The sequence below is a fragment of the Aquisalimonas lutea genome, assembly GCF_030409225.1.
In the GTDB taxonomy this organism is placed as follows: Bacteria; Pseudomonadota; Gammaproteobacteria; order Nitrococcales; family Aquisalimonadaceae; genus Aquisalimonas; species Aquisalimonas lutea.
In genome coordinates, this window is sequence record NZ_JAUFPK010000007.1 from 261,697 (window position 1) to 280,676 (window position 18,980).

18 protein-coding genes and 1 riboswitch are annotated in these 18,980 nt (G+C 65.0%); of the genes, 6 read left to right on the forward strand and 12 right to left on the reverse strand.

The genetic code is table 11. The features are described 5' to 3' along the window. Positions 1-42: 42 nt before the first annotated feature. From QWY84_RS18950 to QWY84_RS18965, 4 genes are read right to left on the reverse strand one after another with little or no spacing between them, the layout of a single operon-like run. A complete protein-coding gene (locus tag QWY84_RS18950) occupies positions 43-2,814 on the reverse strand; it encodes a valine--tRNA ligase (protein ID WP_290204581.1) in 2,772 nt (923 codons plus the stop codon). Between the two features lie 42 nt (positions 2,815-2,856). Further along, positions 2,857-3,141 carry a hypothetical protein gene (locus QWY84_RS18955; protein ID WP_290204582.1) on the reverse strand — a complete coding sequence of 95 codons (285 nt, stop codon included), beginning with the start codon at positions 3,139-3,141 and terminating at the stop codon, positions 2,857-2,859. After that, the gene (locus QWY84_RS18960) at positions 3,138-3,572 is read right to left on the reverse strand and encodes a DNA polymerase III subunit chi (protein WP_290204583.1); all 435 of its coding nucleotides are present in this window, start codon (positions 3,570-3,572) and stop codon (positions 3,138-3,140) included. The genes QWY84_RS18955 and QWY84_RS18960 overlap by 4 nt, the downstream gene beginning before the upstream one ends. A gap of 13 nt (positions 3,573-3,585) precedes the next feature. After that, positions 3,586-5,097 (reverse strand): leucyl aminopeptidase, encoded by a 1,512-nt coding sequence (locus QWY84_RS18965; protein ID WP_290204584.1) that lies wholly within the window; start codon positions 5,095-5,097, stop codon positions 3,586-3,588. A gap of 185 nt (positions 5,098-5,282) precedes the next feature. Between QWY84_RS18965 and lptF the strand changes: the two genes are divergently transcribed. Continuing rightward, on the forward strand, positions 5,283-6,401 hold the full coding sequence (gene lptF / locus QWY84_RS18970; RefSeq protein WP_290204585.1) for an LPS export ABC transporter permease LptF: 1,119 nt from the start codon (positions 5,283-5,285) through the stop codon (positions 6,399-6,401). Beyond that, a complete protein-coding gene (gene lptG, locus QWY84_RS18975) occupies positions 6,388-7,449 on the forward strand; it encodes an LPS export ABC transporter permease LptG (protein WP_290204586.1) in 1,062 nt (353 codons plus the stop codon). The genes lptF and lptG overlap by 14 nt, the downstream gene beginning before the upstream one ends. 46 nt (positions 7,450-7,495) lie before the next feature. Here lptG and QWY84_RS18980 read toward each other — a convergent pair whose 3' ends face one another. After that, the gene (locus tag QWY84_RS18980; RefSeq protein WP_290204588.1) at positions 7,496-8,002 is read right to left on the reverse strand and encodes an RDD family protein; all 507 of its coding nucleotides are present in this window, start codon (positions 8,000-8,002) and stop codon (positions 7,496-7,498) included. A gap of 313 nt (positions 8,003-8,315) precedes the next feature. Between QWY84_RS18980 and QWY84_RS18985 the strand changes: the two genes are divergently transcribed. Continuing rightward, positions 8,316-8,471: a hypothetical protein gene (locus QWY84_RS18985; protein ID WP_290204589.1), complete on the forward strand. Its 156-nt coding sequence runs from the start codon at positions 8,316-8,318 to the stop codon at positions 8,469-8,471. Positions 8,472-8,935: 464 nt separating this feature from the next. On the opposite strand, the gene QWY84_RS18990 is transcribed toward QWY84_RS18985, so the two are convergent. After that, a complete protein-coding gene (locus tag QWY84_RS18990) occupies positions 8,936-9,613 on the reverse strand; it encodes an endonuclease (protein WP_290204591.1) in 678 nt (225 codons plus the stop codon). Between the two features lie 336 nt (positions 9,614-9,949). Here QWY84_RS18990 and QWY84_RS18995 point away from each other — a divergent pair, with 336 nt between their 5' ends. Next, positions 9,950-10,174: a hypothetical protein gene (locus tag QWY84_RS18995; protein WP_290204592.1), complete on the forward strand. Its 225-nt coding sequence runs from the start codon at positions 9,950-9,952 to the stop codon at positions 10,172-10,174. Positions 10,175-10,220: 46 nt separating this feature from the next. Here QWY84_RS18995 and QWY84_RS19000 read toward each other — a convergent pair whose 3' ends face one another. From QWY84_RS19000 to QWY84_RS19015, 4 genes are all read right to left on the reverse strand, one after another. Then, positions 10,221-10,769, reverse strand: coding sequence for an SOS response-associated peptidase (locus QWY84_RS19000; RefSeq protein ID WP_290204593.1), 549 nt, complete (start codon positions 10,767-10,769; stop codon positions 10,221-10,223). Further along, the gene (locus QWY84_RS19005) at positions 10,753-10,887 is read right to left on the reverse strand and encodes a hypothetical protein (RefSeq protein ID WP_290204594.1); all 135 of its coding nucleotides are present in this window, start codon (positions 10,885-10,887) and stop codon (positions 10,753-10,755) included. The genes QWY84_RS19000 and QWY84_RS19005 overlap by 17 nt, the downstream gene beginning before the upstream one ends. A 1,430-nt stretch (positions 10,888-12,317) precedes the next feature. Then, a complete protein-coding gene (locus tag QWY84_RS19010; RefSeq protein ID WP_290204596.1) occupies positions 12,318-14,108 on the reverse strand; it encodes a putative bifunctional diguanylate cyclase/phosphodiesterase in 1,791 nt (596 codons plus the stop codon). Beyond that, a complete protein-coding gene (locus QWY84_RS19015) occupies positions 14,105-14,470 on the reverse strand; it encodes a PAS domain-containing protein (RefSeq protein WP_290204597.1) in 366 nt (121 codons plus the stop codon). Before QWY84_RS19015 ends, QWY84_RS19010 begins: the two co-directional genes overlap by 4 nt. A 91-nt stretch (positions 14,471-14,561) precedes the next feature. Beyond that, positions 14,562-14,649: riboswitch (cyclic di-GMP riboswitch) on the reverse strand. A gap of 354 nt (positions 14,650-15,003) precedes the next feature. Between QWY84_RS19015 and QWY84_RS19020 the strand changes: the two genes are divergently transcribed. Both QWY84_RS19020 and QWY84_RS19025 read left to right on the forward strand, forming a co-directional pair. Continuing rightward, positions 15,004-15,492: a GAF domain-containing protein gene (locus QWY84_RS19020; RefSeq protein ID WP_290204599.1), complete on the forward strand. Its 489-nt coding sequence runs from the start codon at positions 15,004-15,006 to the stop codon at positions 15,490-15,492. Between the two features lie 58 nt (positions 15,493-15,550). After that, entirely contained in the window at positions 15,551-16,798 is a 1,248-nt protein-coding gene (locus tag QWY84_RS19025) for a hypothetical protein (protein ID WP_290204601.1), read from the forward strand. 318 nt (positions 16,799-17,116) lie between these two features. Here QWY84_RS19025 and QWY84_RS19030 read toward each other — a convergent pair whose 3' ends face one another. Together QWY84_RS19030 and QWY84_RS20155 are read right to left on the reverse strand one after the other, a co-directional pair. Next, positions 17,117-18,130, reverse strand: coding sequence for a GGDEF domain-containing protein (locus QWY84_RS19030; protein ID WP_290204603.1), 1,014 nt, complete (start codon positions 18,128-18,130; stop codon positions 17,117-17,119). Positions 18,131-18,163: 33 nt separating this feature from the next. Further along, positions 18,164-18,499: a hypothetical protein gene (locus QWY84_RS20155; RefSeq protein ID WP_353959916.1), complete on the reverse strand. Its 336-nt coding sequence runs from the start codon at positions 18,497-18,499 to the stop codon at positions 18,164-18,166. Positions 18,500-18,980: the final 481 nt, after the last annotated feature.

Genomic DNA, 18,980 nt, shown 5'->3' on the forward strand with positions numbered 1-18,980 from the left:
CAACGCGGTGATCGTGCCGGGCCCGGCGATTGGTAGCCCGCCCTACAGCCGCTGGATACGCTCGTACTGCGCGTTCAGCTGCTCCAGGCTGGTGCGCCGCTCCTCCAGGCGCTGGCGCTCCTGGGCCACGACCTCGGCCGGCGCCTTTTCCACGAAGCTGGCGTTGCCGAGCTTCTTCTCGGTCCTGTCCAGCTCCTGGCGCAGCCGCGCCCGTTCCTTGTCCAGGCGTGCCAGCTCCGCCTCCTTGTCGATGAGCCCTTTCATGGGCACCAGCAGCTTCATGTCGCCGACCAGGCTGATGGCCGCCTCCGGCGGCTCCTGGTCGGGCTCCAGCCAGTCGATGCGCTCCAGGCGGGCCAGGCGGCCGAGGAATACGCCGTAGTCGTCCAGCCGCCGCCGGTCCTCGGCATCGCCCTGCTGCAGCAGCACCGGCAGGGCGTGGTTCGGGGAGATATCCATCTCGCCGCGGATCCGGCGCACGCCGAGGATGAACGTCTGGATCCACGCCACGTCGGCCTCGGCGGCCGCGTCCCTGGCGTCGGCATCGGGCAGCGGAAAGGGCTCGCGCATCACCGTGCGGCCGTCCCGGCCCGCCAGGGGCGCGACCCGCTGCCAGATCTCCTCGGTGATGAACGGCATCATGGGATGCATGAGACGCAGCACGGTCTCCAGTACCTGCACCAGGGTCTGCCGGGTGCCCCGCCGCAGCGCCTCGTCGTCGGCGGTCTGGAGAACCGGCTTGGACAGCTCCAGGTACCAGTCGCAGTACTCGTTCCAGATGAAGTCGTACAGGGCCTGGGCCGCCAGATCCAGGCGGTAGCCCTGGATGTTGCGGTTGACCGCCTCGCTGGCGGCCTGCAGCCGCGAGCGTATCCAGCGATCCGCGGCGGTGTAGCGCACGTCCGCGCCGGGCTGCGCACCGCAGTCTTCGCCCTCGGTGTTCATGAGCACGTAGCGGGCGGCGTTCCAGATCTTGTTGCAGAAATTGCGGTAGCCGTCCACGCGGCCCATGTCGAAGACCACGTCCCGGCCGGTGGTGGCCAGGGAGCAGAAGGTGAAGCGCAGTGCGTCGGTGCCGTGGGGCGCGATTCCCTGCGGGAAGGCACGGCGGGTCATGTCCGCCACGCGCTCGGCGAGCTGCGGCTGCATCATCCCCGAGGTGCGCTTGGCCACCAGGGAGTCCAGGTCGATGCCGTCGATGATGTCGATGGGGTCGAGGACGTTGCCCTTGGACTTGGACATCTTCTGGCCCTGCGAGTCCCGGACCAGGCCGTGGATGTAGACCTCGCGGAAGGGCACGTCGTCCATGAACTTCAGGCCCATCATGATCATGCGGGCCACCCAGAAGAAGATGATGTCGAAGCCGGTGACCAGCACGCTGGTGGGGTAGAAGGTGCGCAGCGCCTCGGTGTCCTCCGGCCAGCCCAGGGTGGAGAACGGCCACAGCGCCGACGAGAACCAGGTGTCCAGGACGTCGTCGTCCTGGACCAGCTCCACCTCGCGGCCGTGCTGCGCCCGGGCCCGCTCGCGGGCCGTGGCCTCGTCGCGGGCGACGAAGATGTTGCCCTCGGCGTCGTACCAGGCGGGGATGCGGTGGCCCCACCAGATCTGGCGGGAGATGCACCAGTCCTCGATCCGCCGCATCCAGTCGAAATAGACGTTCTGCCAGTTCTCCGGAACGAACCGGATACGGCCGTCCTCCACGGCCTCGATGGCCGGGCGGGCCAGGGGCTCGGCGCGCACGAACCACTGATTGGTGAGAAACGGCTCGATGACCGTGCCGCTGCGGTCGCCCCGGGGCACCATGAGGGTGTGCTTCTCGGTGGCCGCGAGTAGCCCCGCCGCCTCCAGGTCGGCGACGATGCGCTCGCGGGCGTCGAAGCGGTCGAGGCCGCGGTAGGCGGCCGGCGCGTTGTCGTTGATGCGGGCATCCTCGGTGAGGATGTTGATGGGCTCCATGGCGTGGCGCACGCCCACGGCATAGTCGTTGAAATCGTGCGCCGGCGTGATCTTGAGGCAGCCGGAGCCGAATTCCGGGTCCACGTAGTCATCGGCGATCACGGGGATCTGCCGGCCGGTCAGGGGCAGCTGCACCATGCGGCCGACCAGGTGGCGGAAGCGGTCGTCCTCGGGGTGGACGGCCACCGCGGTGTCGCCGAGCATGGTCTCCGGCCGCGTGGTGGCCACGGTGACGTGACCGCTGCCGTCGGCCAGCGGGTAGCGCATGTGCCAGATGTGGCCCTGCTCCTCCTCGGAGACTACCTCCAGGTCGGAGACCGCCGTGAGCAGGACCGGGTCCCAGTTCACCAGCCGCTTGCCGCGGTAGATGAGGTCCTCGTCGTAGAGCCGCACGAACACCTCCCGCACGGCGTGGGACAGCCCCTCGTCCATGGTGAAGCGCTCCCGGGACCAGTCCACGGAGGCGCCCATGCGCCGCAGCTGCTGGGTGATGGTGCCGCCGGACTCGTGCTTCCAGTCCCAGACGCGCTGGACGAAGGCCTCCCGGCCCAGGTCGTAGCCGCTGGTGCCCTCGGCGTTGAGCTGGCGCTCCACCACGATCTGGGTGGCGATGCCGGCGTGGTCGGTACCCGGCTGCCACAGGGTGTTGTAGCCGTGCATGCGGTGATAGCGGGTCAGGACATCCATGATGGTGTCCTGGAAGGCATGACCCATGTGCAGCGTGCCGGTGACGTTGGGCGGCGGAATCATGATGCAGTAGGGGGTTCCGGAGCCGCCGGGGGCGAAGTGGTTCTCGCGCTCCCAGAAGTCGTACCAGCGCTGCTCGATCCGGTGCGGGTCGTAGGTCTTGTCCATGGGCTGCCTTTCGGTTGATTCGTGGTCAGATCGGCTCGATGCCTACCGGCTGTCGTCGTCTCCCGCGTCATCGACGGGCGGCCCGGCCGGCGGCGCGGGCAGATGCGCGTGGGCCGCCCGCAGCGCGGCGCCCAGGGCCCGCTGCCGCACGCCGGGGAGGATGCGCTCGGCCCGTGCCCGCACGTCCGGGGCGAGGTCCCCGGGCCACCCGGCGGCGGCCCGCCGCTGCTGCACCTCCTGCAGCGGCAGCCAGAGACCGCGCGGACGGAGCCGATCGCCGGCAATGACGACGTCGTCGAGCACGGGCGGGTCCGGTGTCGTGGTCATGCCCTCTCTACCGTCCGGTGTTCGGGTTCCAGGCCGCGTTCCCGGTACTGCCGGAACCGCTGCCGGGCCGCTCGCAATACGTCGGCCTGATTGTCGCCGATCTCGACGATGCGCTGGAAGCGCTCCGGCTCGGCGGCCGCCTCCGGGGCCAGGTTGATCAGCACGTCCGGCTCGCCCCGCGACGGCGCATCGCCGGTACCGATGACGACCGGTTCATCCGGCATGCCCGGCCCATCCACGGCGTGCGGGATGAAGCTGCGGTCGCGGAACGTCCACAGGAGATTGTCCATACTCGCGGCCGTTGCGTCATCGTCTACCCGCAGGTAGATCCGGTGACCCCGCTGGAATGCCTTCTCGACGACGCGGCAGGCATAGGTCATCCGGGTCTGCGGGTCGGCGGAGGCGAGAATGTGGAAGTCCACCTGCGGCATCGGCACTGCCCCTTCAGCGTCCGGCGGCATGGCGCGCCGCCCGCTCCAACAGCCACTGGCTGAGCAGTGGCACGGGCCGGCCGGTGGCATCCTTGTTGTCCCCGGAGCGCCAGGCGGTGCCGGCGATGTCCAGGTGCGCCCAGCGGTACTTGCCGGCGAAGCGCCCCAGGAAGCACCCGGCGGTAATGGTACCCGCCGGTTGCCCGCCGATGTTGGCCACGTCGGCGAAGTTGCTCTTGAGCTGCTCCTCGTACTCGTCCCACAGGGGCAGCTCCCAGGCGCGGTCGCCCGCGTGCCGGCCGGCGCCGAGGAGCTCGTTGACCAGGCCGTTGCTGTTGCCCATCAGGCCGTGGGTGTGGTGTCCCAGGGCCACGATGGCGGCCCCCGTGAGCGTGGCCATGTCCACCACGGCCCGCGGCCGGAAGCGTTCGGCGTAGGTCAGGGCGTCGCACAGCGCCAGCCGGCCCTCGGCGTCGGTATTGAGGATCTCGATGGTGCGCCCGGACATGCTGGTGACGACATCGCCGGGCCGCATGGCCCGGCCGTCGGGCATGTTCTCCGCCGCCGCGACAATCCCCACGACATTCAGCGGCAGCTCCAGCTCCGCGGCCACCTGCAGCGTGCCGAGGACGCTGGCGGCGCCGGCCATGTCGTATTTCATCTCGTCCATGGCCGCCGCGGGCTTGAGCGAGATGCCGCCGGTGTCGAAGGTGATGCCCTTGCCCACCAGGGTGTAGGGGGCGGTATCGTCGTCGGTGCCGCGGTACCGGAGAACGATCAGCCGGGCCTCTTCCCGGCTGCCCCGGGAGACGGCCAGCAGCGCCCCCATGCCCAGCTCCTCCATGGCCGCCTCGTCCAGGAGCTCCGCTTCCATGCGCGGGTGCTCGTCGGCCAGGGAGAGGGCCCGTTCACCCAGGTACCGCGGCGTGCAGTGGTTGCCCGGCAGGTTGCCCAGATCCCTCGCCAGGTTCATGCCCCGCCCGATGGCCGCGCCTTCCACGGCCGCCTTCTCGCCGTCGGCCAGCTCCCGGCGGCTGGGGACGCTGAAGGTGATCCGGCGCAGGTAGAGCTTGCGGCGGGATGCGGTCTCCGTCTTGAGCCGGTCGAAGCGGTAGAGCAGGGCCTCCACGGTGCGCGCGGCGGTGCGGATGCGCCAGAACACGTCGCGCGCCTTGACGGCGATCTCCGTGAGATAGCACGTGGCCTCGCCGGCGCCGGCGTCACGCAGGGCCTCGCCCATGGTCTCCACCGCCCGGCGGTAGGCGCGCTCGTCGCAGTCGCGCTCCCGGCCCAGCCCGACCAGCAGGACGCGGTCGCACGCCAGGCCCGGCACCCGATGCAGCATCAGCGACTGTCCCGACCGGCCGTCCATGTCGCCGCGGCGCACGAGCTGGGAAAGGTATCCATCGCACGCCTGGTCCAGCTGCAGGGCCGCGCCGCTCAGCCGGCGCTTGTCGTAGACGCCCACCACCACGCAGGCCGTTCGCTGCTTCTCCGGGCTCCCGCTCTTGACGCTGTACTCCATTGCTCGCTCCTCGGCGCTCGGAACAGGCGGGGCCGACGCGCATCATGCGGTGCAGCGACCATGGGACTGGTATCCTTTCGCTGCGCGCGCCAGGGCCGGTGCGCAGTCTACTAATGTTTCGTCGCGTATTGCTACTGACCGGCCGCAAGGAACAGGGCCGGCCATTGCCGGAAAGGAACGCGCTCGTGGGCATTGCCATCGTCACCCGCTACCTGATCCGCGAGATCGCCCAGGCGTGGCTCGCGGTGACCGCCGTGCTGGTGGCCGTGCTGTTCACCAACCGCCTGGTCCGCTACCTGGGCGATGCCGCCAGCGGCGCCCTGCCCGGGGATATCGTCATGCAGCTCATGGGCTACAAGGCCCTGAGCTACATGGCGCTGGCCATTCCCGGCAGCTTCTTCCTGGGCATTATCCTCGCCCTCGGGCGGTTGTACCGCGACAGCGAGATGGCGGCCCTGGGCGCCTGCGGGGTGGGGCCGGGTACGCTGTACCGGGCGCTGTTCCTGCTCGCCGCGCCCCTGACCCTGGTGATCGCCTGGATGGCGCTGGACATGGGGCCGTGGGCGGCCCGGGAAGGCGATGCCGCCGAGGAGCTCGCCCGCGAGACCGTGGAGATCCAGGCCATTCGGCCCGGGCGTTTCATCGAGTCCAGCCGTGCCGACGGCATGTTCTACATCGAGGGCTTTTCCGACGACGGCGAGCGCATGCAGGACGTGTTCCTGCAGACCCGGCAGGGCGGCGAGCAGATCCTGCTGGCCGCGGACGAGGGCTACGTGGAGACGGATCCGGACACCGGCGACCAGTACCTGGTCCTGCTTGACGGCCACCGCTACGACGGCGTTCCGGGCCAGGCCCAGTGGCGCCAGTACCGGTACCAGGTCCACGGCGTGCGCATCACCGAGGGCGAGCCGCCGGCACTGCGGGTCAACCGCGACGGCAAGCCCACCGCCGAGCTGTGGCGCTCCGACGACCTCCGCGACCGATCCGAGCTGCAGTGGCGCCTGTCCATGCCGATCATGGTGGTGACCCTGGGCCTCATGGCCATCCCCCTGAGCCGCAGCTCGCCGCGGGACGGACGCTACGGCCGGCTGTTGCTGGCGGTTCTGGTCTACGCCATCTACTCCAACGGGCTGACCGTAAGCCAGGGTGCCCTGGAGGACGGAACCCTGCCGCCCTGGCTGGGCCTGTGGCCGGTGCACGCCCTGGTCGCCGTGCTGGCGCTGCTGTGGCTCGCCCGCCAGTACGGGCTGCTGCGCCGCAAGCGCCGCGGGGCCGGGATGCGGGGGCGCGATGCGGATTCTTGATCGCTACATCGCCCGCGCCGTGATCGCCGGCAGCCTGACGGTGCTGCTGATCATCGTCTGCATGGAGCTGATCTTCTCGTTCGTCGACGAGAGCGCCGATCTCGGCGAGCAGTACACCGCCTTCCAGGCGATGCTGCAGGTGGCGCTGACCGGCCCGCAGCGCGCCTACGAAGCCTTTCCCATCGCCACGCTCATCGGCAGCCTGATGACGCTGGGGGGCATGGCGGCGCGGCACGAGCTGGTGGTCATGCGGGCGGCGGGCATGTCCGTGCTCAATATCGGCCGCGCGGTGATGATGGCCGGTCTGCTCCTGGCCGTTATGGCGGCGGCCATCGGCGAGTGGGTGGCGCCGGCGGCGGAGCGTGCCGCCCGCGAGGCGGAGGCGCGCACCGGCGACGGCCAGGTGTCCATGCTCAGCCGCAACGGCTTCTGGGCGCGGGACGGCCGCAGCTTTGTCCGCGTGGGCGCGGCGCCGGACGCCGAGCTGCTGGAGAACGTGCGCATCTATACCTTCGGCGAGGGCCAGCAGCTCCAGCGCGTGGTCTCGGCGGCGCGGGCGGAGTACCGCGGCGACGGCTGGATGCTGCACGATGTCCGGCGGAACCGGTTCACCGAGGGCCGCGTGGGGACGGAACGCCTGGATACCTTCTTCTGGAAGGGAGGGCTGCGGCCCGAGGTGCTGGACGTGGTGGTCATCGATCCGGAAACCCTGTCGGGCTCGGCGCTGTGGACCTACATCGGCTACCTTCAGGACAACGAGCTCGAGAGCGAGCGCTACGAGCTCGCGCTGTGGCTCAAGGTGGGCACGCCCCTGGCCACCCTGACCATGCTGCTGCTGACCATCCCCCTGGCGTTCGGCTCGCTGCGCTCCACCGGGGCGGGCCAGCGCATCTTCGTCGGCGTGATGATCGGCATCGCCTTCTATCTGTCCAACCGGCTGCTCAACCACCTGGGGCTGGTCTACGGCATTCCGCCCGTGATCAGCGCGCTGCTGCCGACGCTGGTGTGTCTGGCGGCGGCGGCCTACTTCACGGCGCGCATCCGCTAGTGTCGCGTCCCGCCCGGAGCAGCAGGTTCTTTGCCGGGACGCGGCGCTAGCGCTTCGGCGTCATTCCCACCCGGGTGCCGGAGAGGCGCTCGTGCCAGCCCGGCCGCCGCTGGGTGCCCAGGCTGGCGAGAAAGACGACGGCGACGGGCGCGCTCGTGTAGGCGAGCAGGCCGCCGCGCTGGCTCCAGAGAAGGACCAGTGCCAGCGGGGCCCAGAGCAGCAGCGCGGCCCCGAAGCGCCGCGCGGCGCCGGCAAGGCCCAGGGGCGTGCGGTCGGCGTTGCGCACGTGCAGCCGCCAGGCGCGCATGCCCAGGGTCTGGCCGCCGCGGGTCCAGCACCAGGCGAAGAAGGCGAAGACCACGGCCAGCAGGTAGCCCTGGTACGCGACGGTGACGAGCCGGCCGAAAGCGGGAATGGCCTCGCCGTCGGTGAGCGGCAGAAGGACGGCGGTGGCACCCATGAGCAGGGCCGTCACGAGGATCGTGTCGTAGAGCAGGGAGGCCAGGCGCCGCAGGAGCCCCGGTGTCGCCGCCCCGGAATGCACTGGCGCCATGGCCGTCTACAGGGGGTCGCGGGAAAGAGAAAGATGGCGCTCCCACGGGGACTTGAACCCCGGTTTCCGCCGTGAGAGTGCGCAATTTTGGATTAACGTAGTGCTGTACTTGGGTGTTTTCCGGGGTATAACAGCACTGCGTTAACCACCCTATCAGGGGGTTACGGGCGTCCACCGGACCACCTAAAGTCCCACCGACAAAATACGCCCTGAGGCGTTTCACTTGGGTTGCACGATACCCGGATGAGGCCCTGGCGTCCACCTGTGCGCTTGTTATACAGCGCAATGCTAAACAACGAACAGGACATGGACAATGTGGGTCGATCAGGATCTATACGACAAGCAATGCGAGCGCGAGTCAGGCGACATCGATCATGGCCTGAAGCGCTACTGCGAGGCGCTCAAGGAGAACGGGCATTCAGAGATGAACCCGGACGCTTACGGAAAGCTGGCACTGGACAGCGGGTGAGAGTCCCGCACGGGGAAGGGAGCAGCCATCCACATCGGCCTTGAGTCATGCGCGGTATCGGGCAACCGGTGGCGTGAAGTGTTGACAGAGGAGACCGCAGGCCGGGCTATTGAGCCATGAAATCAACGTCCACGGTGCCGACGTAGCTTAGCGATGCGGAAGGCCACGACGAGCTGCGTGCTCGGGCCAGAGCAGCGCGTGCCCCGCGGGGTCGAAGAACCTGAGCATGTGGAGACGTTCAGTAACCGGAACCTGGGAGGTCCCGGAGAGGTGCCTTGGGGCAGTCGGTGCCCGAAGGGCGGGGAGCGAGGATGTGAGCAGCATGTGAGCGACCCGAAGTCGGACAGGGGCATAGTGCGGATGGAGCAGAGGAACAAGGCGGTCGATCCCGCGGCGGAGTCTGTGGAGGGGAGGCCCCTGACCAAGGCTCGTGGGTAGGTCGTGAACGGGAGCAAGGGATGCCGTCATCGTGTGACGCATGGCCGCCTTCCTTCTTGTTGTGCCTGGGTCGCCGGGGGACTGATGAACGGATTCGTCGTGCCCTGGATTTGCTCGATGGAATAGTTTCGCCAGCGCTCCATGCGATCCGGAGGATCATTGTGGTGCCAGCGGATCAGCATCGGACCCATGCCCTTGAGCGGGAGGTCGTAGTAGATCGCCATGTAGAGAAGCGAGCGAGCGATCTCGCCCTTGACCGCATTGCGCGGCTTCACAGTCTGCGCTTCGCTTGATCGCTCGTAGTCTCGGCAGATGTCGGTGAACCGCCGAGCCGCTTCACCGGGAATCTCGTCGAAGCGCAGTGATCCCCTGCTCGAGTTGATGCGTCCGCGGGCTGGCCAGAGGTTGTGCAAATCCGCCTCCGCCCGACCGTAGAGTGGCGCGTCACAGTCACTCCGGTTCTCACAGCCCATGGCTTCCGCGATCCAGTCCGCGGGGTAGATGTGCTCCACCGTGAGTGAACCCTTCTCGGCGAATGCCTCCGCGCAGTAGAGGGTTTCCCCGCCGGCGTCGTAGAGCTTCGCCCAAAAATATTCATCGCGTGCCGTACGGTAGTCCGGAATGGTCGTCTGCTGGGCCAATACAGCACTAGCCACGAAAAGCAGGACGATCCCGGCAAGGCCAACGACTCCACGACGTCGCATCCTGTCTCCTCCTGTGCGAGCTCGATGATCCTTCATTGTAACCGCGCCCACGCCACACTCTCCTTCACGAAGCCGAGGTTATGAATTCCAAGGCAATGCCGAGACCGAAGCGGGGCGCAATAACGGATGCAGGTCTTGGCGCTGCGTCTCTCGCACTTGGAGGTGCCCAACAGGAGTACGGCGCACCACCACGGTGTGATTGCAGGGCGGATCAAGGCGTTCGCCCTCCATCTCCCGACGTATCAAGCGTCTCAACATGGGTTCTACTAGGCTGGCGCCAGGCCACCAGGACGGGGACACTGAGCACGTCCGAATGAGAATAACCAGGGTGCCGGTATGAGCGACTTTGCAGGGAACGACGTGGTGTCTCCCGTCCTGGGCTTTCTGGTATTGCTGTTCGTGATGGCGTGGCTGCTCTTGCCGTTCATTCTTGTGGGCACGAATCGCCGACTGGATCGGATCATCAAGCAGAACCAAACCATCATCGCCCAAGCGCGGGCTTCAAACGGCGGGGATCGGAAGACGGAGCCAGCGGAGGAGCGTATCGAACCCACGCTGTAGGGATAGCAACGCCAACCGCCGCGCGCTATTCCAATCCCCTTACGCGTCAGGCCACACGCTCCAGGAGATCCGCGTCATCGTTCTTCGGCGAGTTCACCCGCGTGCTGACCGGGTAGGCGTCCATGCGCTCGGCTGGGAACGGCGTCAGCATCGCCCGGGCAGCGTCCTTACTCCCTTCAAGCCAGGCGGCGCACTCCCGCGGCGTCACGATGGCCGGCATCCGCGCCTTCTCGTGGATCTCCGCCACCATCGGGTTCGCCGGCACGGTAACGATGGTGAATGACTCCAGGAGCTCAGCGTCCGGGGCCCGGGAGGCTTCCCAAAGCCCACACAGTCCGAACGGCTCGCCGCCGGCCATGTGGATGAAGTACGGCTGCTTCCGATCCGCGACGCGCTTCCACTCGTAGTAGCCCAGCACCGGAACGACGCAGCGCTGCTCCCGCTTCCAGGCGTTCCGGTACGTGGCCGCGGTCTCGACCGTCTCCACTCGGGCGTTGATGGTGCTGTACTTGGTGGGCTGACCTTCGGCCCATGTCGGCACCAGGCCCCAGCGAAGCATATCGCCGACGCGCTCGCCCTCATCCAGGCGCACCACCGGCGCCTTCTGCGTCGGCGCAACGGTAGCTGGCGAAGTCCATGCGCCATTGCCGGGGCGTGGCGTTGAACTCGCGCTCGATCGCCGCCTCGGTCTTGCTGACGAACTGTCCGCACATGGTTGGATGCCTCATCGTGGGGTGCTTACGAGATTCTGGCATACCGACCACAAAAAACCCCGCCGAAGCGGGGCAAAGGATCTATGGAGGAGAAGATCTCCCCCGCTGTGACCGTAGACGCGCCGGTGCGTTCACCGAGGTCTGATGTACGCTCGCGCACCGACTCGCCCATTCAGCCGGTCTAGCGTCTGAATTGTGCTCTCAGAGCGTGAGCTAGACATGGTTTGCTCTTATGTTGGCCCCGGCCCTCCCCTTACCGAGAGTCGGGGCCTTTTCTGTGCCGCCCGACGCACGCAGGCGAATCCTCCACTCCGCGGAGAACGCCCCTAGCACCGGATCGAATGTACGGCACCGCCCAGACCACAATCCGCTCCCCGATCTACTGTGGAGTTGCGCTCGTAGAGCGTGAGATAGACATGGAATGCTCGTCTCGCCCCGGCCTCTCGTACCCACCTGTGAGAGCCGGGGCATCTTATTTTGGCACGTGCGCGCCTTCCCGCCAGAACGACTCCGGCAGCGGTGATGTCGCCCACCGCTGCTATACTTCCACCCTGCACAACGTGCCCGTGCAGAAGCCCGCTACTCACCCTCAGCGGGCAGGCAATCCCTCTGCGGTTGCCCTGTTGGCCTCGGCCGCTCTCGCCCTGAGAGAACCGGGGCCTTTTCTCGGCTGTGCCCCAATGAAAAGCCCTGAACCGTAGCGACTTTCTCGGAGGCTCGTTGGTGTAAGCCAGCCTGCTTTGCCCACCTCCGAAGGCAGGGTACGACCCATTGCGGCCTTTGGCCCGGTGTCCGCCAGCGTCTGCTCTCCAGTTGAAGGGGCGATAGCACGCCGTCAAATGATCGGTTGGCGTTGATCCCATCGCCGCGCTAAGCTCCCGTAAACGCAATATAAACTACAGCCCGCCCGTTGACAGTGGCGGTGTTGTGACGCCGTCACAGTGATCGCTTCATCGTGAAGGCTATTGCTTCAGTTTATATGAGGTAGTGAAAACTCGATAGGTATAGAGAGGACGGAGAAATGGATAAGTTCATTATCAAGAAAATCAGCAGGCTAATGGGGATCATGAAGTTCACAATGCAACTACGGGTTGCTCTTATATGCCAGACCGTGGGAATCAGATCGGTCTAGGTCATCATGCATCTTGCCGTGGGGCTGTGGCAGAGGCTAAAAAGAGGTGGCCTGAAAAAAGAATTAATGGTTGCTACTATTGTGCTAACCTATGTCATACAACCTAGCTTATAATAACGCCGTTAATTTCACTCCTTTCGGTCGTCGGATGTTCGTTCCTCGAGCGGCTTAGAGCAGACGTTAACCAGGCTACTGGTAACTCGGTCACTCGCGGTCTGGTATGGAAGACCGTTCGGGTGTCCGACCTGCGGCATTCTGTCGGAGGCAATGGTGACACGTATACGTGCCCGGAGAGATCTCAGGTACCACGAGTGCTCCGCTCAATCGGCTCGGGCTTGTGGATCCCGAATCCCTGGGCGAAGTCAACGCCCAGATCCCGCAACAGCGCAGCGACGGTGTCGTTATCGACGAATTCGGCAACGGTGCGGATCCCCATGGTGTGAGCAACGTCAGTGATCGACCGCACCACGGCCCGATCGACTTCGTCGTTGAGAATATTCCGGATGAACTCCCCGTCGATCTTAATGAAGTCCACGGGCAAGTGCTTGAGATAGGAAAACGAGGACATGCCGCTGCCGAAGTCATCGAGGGCGAAGCGGAATCCGATCTCACGGAGAGCGTGAACAACGCTGGCCGTGCGGGTGAGGTTCGCGATTGCCGCCGTCTCAGTAATCTCGAAGCAAAAGCGCCGGGCGGGTATGCCCTGGTCAGCCACCTCTTGCTCGATGAACGACACGAAGGTGTCGTCATTCAGTGTGGTGCCCGAGAGATTGATCGAGTAATAGCGCGACTTGCGCTGATCCGCGTCGAGCGCCATGTAGTGACGGAAGGCGGCCCGGACGACGTAGCGGTCGATCGTGGGCATGACGCTATATCGCTCCGCCGCCGGAATGAACGCCATTGGCGGCACCATGGCGCCATCGGTGTCCAACAGTCGCACCAGGATCTCTTGGCGTGCCAGCGGCTGAGCGTCGTCCTGCAGGGGCGCGATCTCCTGTGCGTACAAGACGAGGCGCTGCTCGTCCATCGCCTGGCGCAACCGGCTCACCCAGTCCATCTCGCGCAACCGACTGGTGAGCTCGTCATCGTCGGCGCTGTGCACGTGCACCCGATTGCGGCCCTTCTCCTTCGCGAGAAAGCAGGCCGAGTCGGCGGTGCCCAGGATTTCTTCGGTGCTGATCCGTTCGCCGCCGAAGGCGACAACGCCGACGCTGATGCTGCCCCCGAACCGCCGACTGCCCCAGACGAAGTCGATGTCCGCGACGCACTGGCGCAGCGCCTCGGCCCATTGCCGGCCACACTCCAGCGAGCAGCCTTCCAGCAGAAGTGCGAACTCGTCGCCGCCGAGGCGGGCTAGCGTGCCGTGATTGCCGAGCTCCTCGCGCATGGCCTTCGCCACGCGCCGCAGCAGCTCGTCACCGGCTGCATGGCCGCAGGTATCGTTGACCACCTTGAACTGATCGAGATCGAGATACAGCAGAGCGTATCCGGTTGGTTCTTCGCTGGAGTGATGGACCGCAACTTCCAGCTCCTGCTCGAACTTGCGCCGGTTGCCGAGGCCGGTGAGCGTGTCATGCGTCGCCTGGTAGCTGACCTGCTGCGCCAGCGCATGGGCTTCGCTGACATCGTGGCCCTGGACGAAAAGCCCTGTCACGGCGCCGTCGTCGTCGACCATTGCCTGGTAGACGAAGTCGATGTGCTTCGTCTCCAATGCGGCACCAGGCCGGGACTGGAACTGGATAGGCATGGCGCGCCCGATGAATGGCTCGCCGGTGGCGTAGACTTGGTCGAGCAGCTCGTAGAAGCCCTGCCCGGCGAGCTCGGGTAGCGCCTCGCGCACGGGCTTGCCGATGATCTCGCGGTGGCCGACGAGCTGGTAGTAGGCATTGTTCGCCAGATCGAAGACATGATCGGGCCCGCGCAGGACCGTCATGAAGCCCGGGGCCTGCTCGAACATCTCCCGCATCCGCTGCCCGTCGACCTGCAGGGCGTGTCTGGTGTGAGTGCGCGATGCTCGGCTATCCGCGAGGGATGCCCGCCTGGACACGTTCTCATGCACGTTGACGGTACAGTGCAGAATCTGGGTCACCCGTCCCTGGTCATCGCATACCGGGGTGTTGACGAACGCGGGCAGGCGCTTCTCTCCGGCACGCTCGTGGGGGCGCCATTTAGCGCAACGCAACCCGCTTCGGGCTCTATCACGTCGGTTTCACCGTGGTCGATCACCCGCTTCAGCGAGGCGTTCAGCGATATCGGGTCTAGGCCGTACTCGCTAGCAGAGGCATAGAGGTCAAAGAGGGTGCGCCCGACCAGTTCTTCCCGCGGCCGGCCGATAACCGCCTCGTAGCCATGATTTGCAGCAACAACGGTGCAATCGGGATTGAGGACGGCGACCGGATTCGGGGAGGACGCGAAGAAACGCTCGTGATCGATGGGCGGAGATGCGGCCATGGGAGGATGCTCGCCTGTCTTACGCTACGGGCCAGCACGGAGGAAGTGTGCACGCCGCGAGCGATGACGGACCGCACTCAGACGTAGTTCACCCGGCGGCCCCACTGCCATAGGATCAGGATCCCTTAGGCTGTCGGCTTTGCGTGCCCGCCTTTCGGTCGGGGTTGCCCGTTTACGGTTTTGAATCGGGTCGTTACCGTTTCATTCAAAACGTAATCATCCGGCATTGGATCAACTTCCCATGCCGTAGTCAATCGGACTCCAGATCCTTAGCTTGGCGAATACCTCTAATTGGTTATTTAATAAAGTTCCTTTGTACTTTGATTCGACGAGCATAATTTTCGTGCCCGAAGGTTTCGGCGTTTTTATGCATATGCCCGGCATGGGTCTTGGCCATTGTCGCACTGTGATGCGCATCACGTTCCACCACATTGTCACGCCGTAGACTGCCGCTTGGCATTCCTTAATGATCGTTTCAGAACGAGGATGCAGCTGCCGTCGGCCGATACCATCTGCATTAGCAAGAGGATCCAGTGTCCTGTATTCGAGGTGGCCAGGCGCGCATTGATGCCTCTCAGAGAATCGCGCCGAATGCCCTTTGCCATCTGCTTGAACGAGAGATCCGAGGGGCCATTGTCTCGATCATGGCGTTCGATGCAGGTGCGGCGACGCTACAGCTCATTGTCGGCGACTCCCTGCCGCCCCTGTTGCGTCAGAAGACACGCAGGGTTCGCGTCGGCGACCCATTCGGTACGTGCGGCGCGGCCGCATACTGGCGTAATACCATTATCACCCGCGACCTCCAGCGCGACCCACGCTGGAGAAACTATCGAACGGCGGCGCGCAGAGCCGGGCTTCGTTCCTGCTGGTCGACGCCGATCATCACACCAGACGACGGTTTGCTCGGAACCCTGGCGGTGTACTCAAATCGGGTTGGTTCGCCTGATCCACGCGCCGTTGATATGACGAGCGCGGTTGCTTCGTTATTGGCGCCGACGCTGTCGCAGCGCCACGGCCGCTGAGCCACAATTTCTCGATAACACCCCCCAGTACCAGGGGTGCCCGTCCCGGGAGTTTTCCATGGACAGCTCGTCTCTGTTTCTGACCTTTCTCGTCGTCGCCGTCGAGGTCGCTATTGTCTCGGCCGCGCTCGGAGGCGTGTCCTGGTGGCTCTACCGTCGGGCCTTCACCGAGGCCCAGGCGTTCAAGTCCGAGAAGCGCCACCTGATCCAGCGTCGCGACGCGCATCTGCGGTTTCTCAAGGAGCGTATCAGCAACCTCGACATGCGCCGCCACCGGCAGAAGGGCGCCGAGTCCCGGCTCGAGAACCTGGAGCGCCGCATCCTGGAGGAGGACAAGACGCACACCGAGGCCGCCCAGAACCGCGACGCCGAGATCTGGGATCTGCGCACCACATCCACTAAGTCGCTCATCGACACCGTTCGCGCCATGGACCCGAACGCCCTCGACGGTGCGGGGTCCACCTCCGGCACCAAGCAGGACACCAACCACGCACTTCGGCGTAGCCTGAAAGAGCGCGACGAGCAGGCCGAGCGCCAACGCCGGGAAATCCAGCAGCTATCGCCGTTTCGCGATGCCTGGCTGCGTCTGCACCGCTATGCTCAGCGCGAGAGCGCCGAGAACGTCGCCTTGCGCGAGACGTTACGCGGCCTTTCGACAGACCCGGCAACGGCGAAAGCCATTCAGGACGCCCTGCAGACCTACGCCAACGACCGGGCCGCTCTTGACGACTACCTGGAGGCCACGGCGGCAAGCTTCGACGATGCCAGCCCGAAGCAAGCACAGCGGGCTCGGCGACGGCAACAGCGCATGGATCGCATGCACAAAGTCGTCGACACGGCGTCATCGCGCATGGATGCGGCCAGTCAGAAGTTCCCGGCCGTGCTCAACGACCAGAACGAGGCGATCTCCGATCTTGAGTTCAAGCTCGAGCGCGCCGAGCAGGCCCAACAGGTGATCCGCCAGAACTACAGCCGCGAGATCCAGCGGCTGAAGAAAAACAACCAGGATGCCGAGAGCACCGCCCGCAGCCTGGAGAAGGAGAACCGCCGACTGCGCCAGCGGGTGCGCAATCTCATTCGCTTGAGCCAGGAAGAGAACACAAGCTTCGTCCCCGCCGCCCAGAACCAGGACACCAGCAAGGAACAGGAGGATGACGCACGCAAGGACGCAGAACTCGACCGCCTCCATCAAGCTCTGCGCCAGGAACGGACGAAGACGGAGCACCTGGAGAAGCAGGTCGAGAAGTATCAGGCTTTGGAAGCGGCGATCCACTCAACACTGCATGACGACCCCATCTCCTCTTGAATACGGCTTCACGTAGGCCAGCCTCAGCCTGCATGCAACATGCTCCCCACGTATCCCGCTCCGGAACGGATTCCGAACCCGCCCCACCCTGGGTCGCCGCTTGGCCACATTCGACCAGAGAGCAGTCGGCGCCGAACAATGATTCACCGGCCGCTCTCGCGACTTGGCCACGTCAGCGCGTACAGATTGGCCGCGCCGCCAGATCAAGCGGTGCAGGTTCGATCAAGGTAGTTCGCCCCGTTCTGGTCTGCTTTGTACTCATACCACGCAAGCGAGAAACGAGCGGTCAGGCATCGCACGTACCGCCGGGCAGTCCCCTCAGTTGGCGGACCGGAACGTGTCACGCCCGGACCGCTTCGCGTCCATTAGCAGGGTATCCGCCCGAAGGGCGAGATTATCCAAGCAGAAATCGTCACGCAGCGAACGCGCCAGTCCGATGCTGACAGTCACTCCGCACTCGCGTCGTATGTCATGACGGATGCGATTCGCGACGTGCTCAGCGTCCACCAATTCCGTGTCGGGCAGTACGATCATGAACTCGTCACCACCATAGCGTCCCAGCAAGTCGACGCTGCGCAAATGTGCCTGCATGGTTGATGCAACACGCTGAAGCAGTGCATCACCGGCCCCATGGCCTTGCTCGTCGTTGATTGCCTTGAAGCCATCGAGATCCAGCATCAGCAGGGTCAGCGGGTGATTAACGCGGTTGGCACGATGCAGCTCATGTTCTACCAACAACTCGAGGTTGCGCCGGTTGTGCACGCCGGTCAGGTAATCCCGGCTCGCGAGCCGCTCCAGCTCGGCGTTCACAGCGCTCAACTGCTCGTTGGCCTGGCGGAGTTCGGCAGTGCGCTCGGCAACGCGGCCCTCCAGCTCCTGATTCTGGCGCTCCAGCTCGCTGCGTGCCAGGCGCAATTCGGTAATATCCTGCGAAATGCCGAACAGGTGGCTGATGCGACCGTCGCCGTCATGAAGCGGCATCAATAACGTCAACCAACTCCCCATGCGCTGCGCACCGGAGGGGTCGAAATAAGTGACGTCACCCTCCTCGTAGCGAATCGGCCCGGCCCGCCCCAAGCACTCCCGGTATCGGGCGACCACCCGATCAGCGGTCGCCCGGGGGAGGACCTCATGCACCGACTTTCCCTGGCACAGTGCGCTCAGCGTGGTGGCCTGCGCCGGGTTGATCGCCTCAATCACGAAATCGTCCGCGGCCTCATCGACGCGGATAAGGAACATGTTCTCGGGAAAGTTCTCCCAGATCGCCTGGAACAGTGATGCCTCGCTGAAATCCGCGATCTGTAGAAAGCCTTCGATGCTTGTGCCCGGCATGCGTAACACCCCTGCTGTCCGATCAGAATCAGTTCATGACAGGTCGAACATACACCGAGCCTCACTAAGGCGACCGTGCAAAGTGCAAATTCTGCCGTGCCGGCTGTGGCATAAAGGCCGACGCCAAGGGGATCGCGCCGACGAAGATGTTCGAGGAACCTCAAGACGGTAAGCCAACGCGCTCCGGAACTCGCGCAGGCATGCTGATATCAGCGCATACCCAACGATGTAAAACGTCAGAACGGCAGCGCCGAAATCCACCATGTTCTTCGCTGTTGCATTGATGGTGTTCTTCCGCTTGGTCACCCCTGATTCCAGAGCGGTGAACCCGCCCTGCATGAACAACACCATGGCAGTTGCGATAAGAATCCATAATGCCTTTTACGACCGATGCATCCACCGAGAAGCCCCTCATGAACGCAGGCATAACCTGCATGGGCGCCTCCCCGGAAGGCAGCGCACCGAGGCTAACCAGCGGTGCGCCGCTCCTGGCCGGGCGGGCCTGGCGCAATCAAGCTTCTCTTGATCGATCGTTTCAGCTTTGGCAAAGTACGTATCGGCCCAGAGGCCGTGTCGCACTTCTTGTGCTCCGGGGGGTGTCAGTACGGTTTGGAAGGTGCGCCATGGAGCGCTACCTCGGCGCTCCGATTACCCATGCGGTTTGAAAACGACAATAAACCAGCTATAGACTCACCGTAGGCTTCTACCAATCCGGGCAACGTCTCTATCGTTTCCGTCAGCAGGTCCACCCGCGTTATGCCATAGGTTCCCTTCTTGCCGTTTACGTCACGCCAACCAGGTTTTCAACGTCCTCCGCCGCCTCCTTGGCAGGGCGAAAATCCCCCCGAAT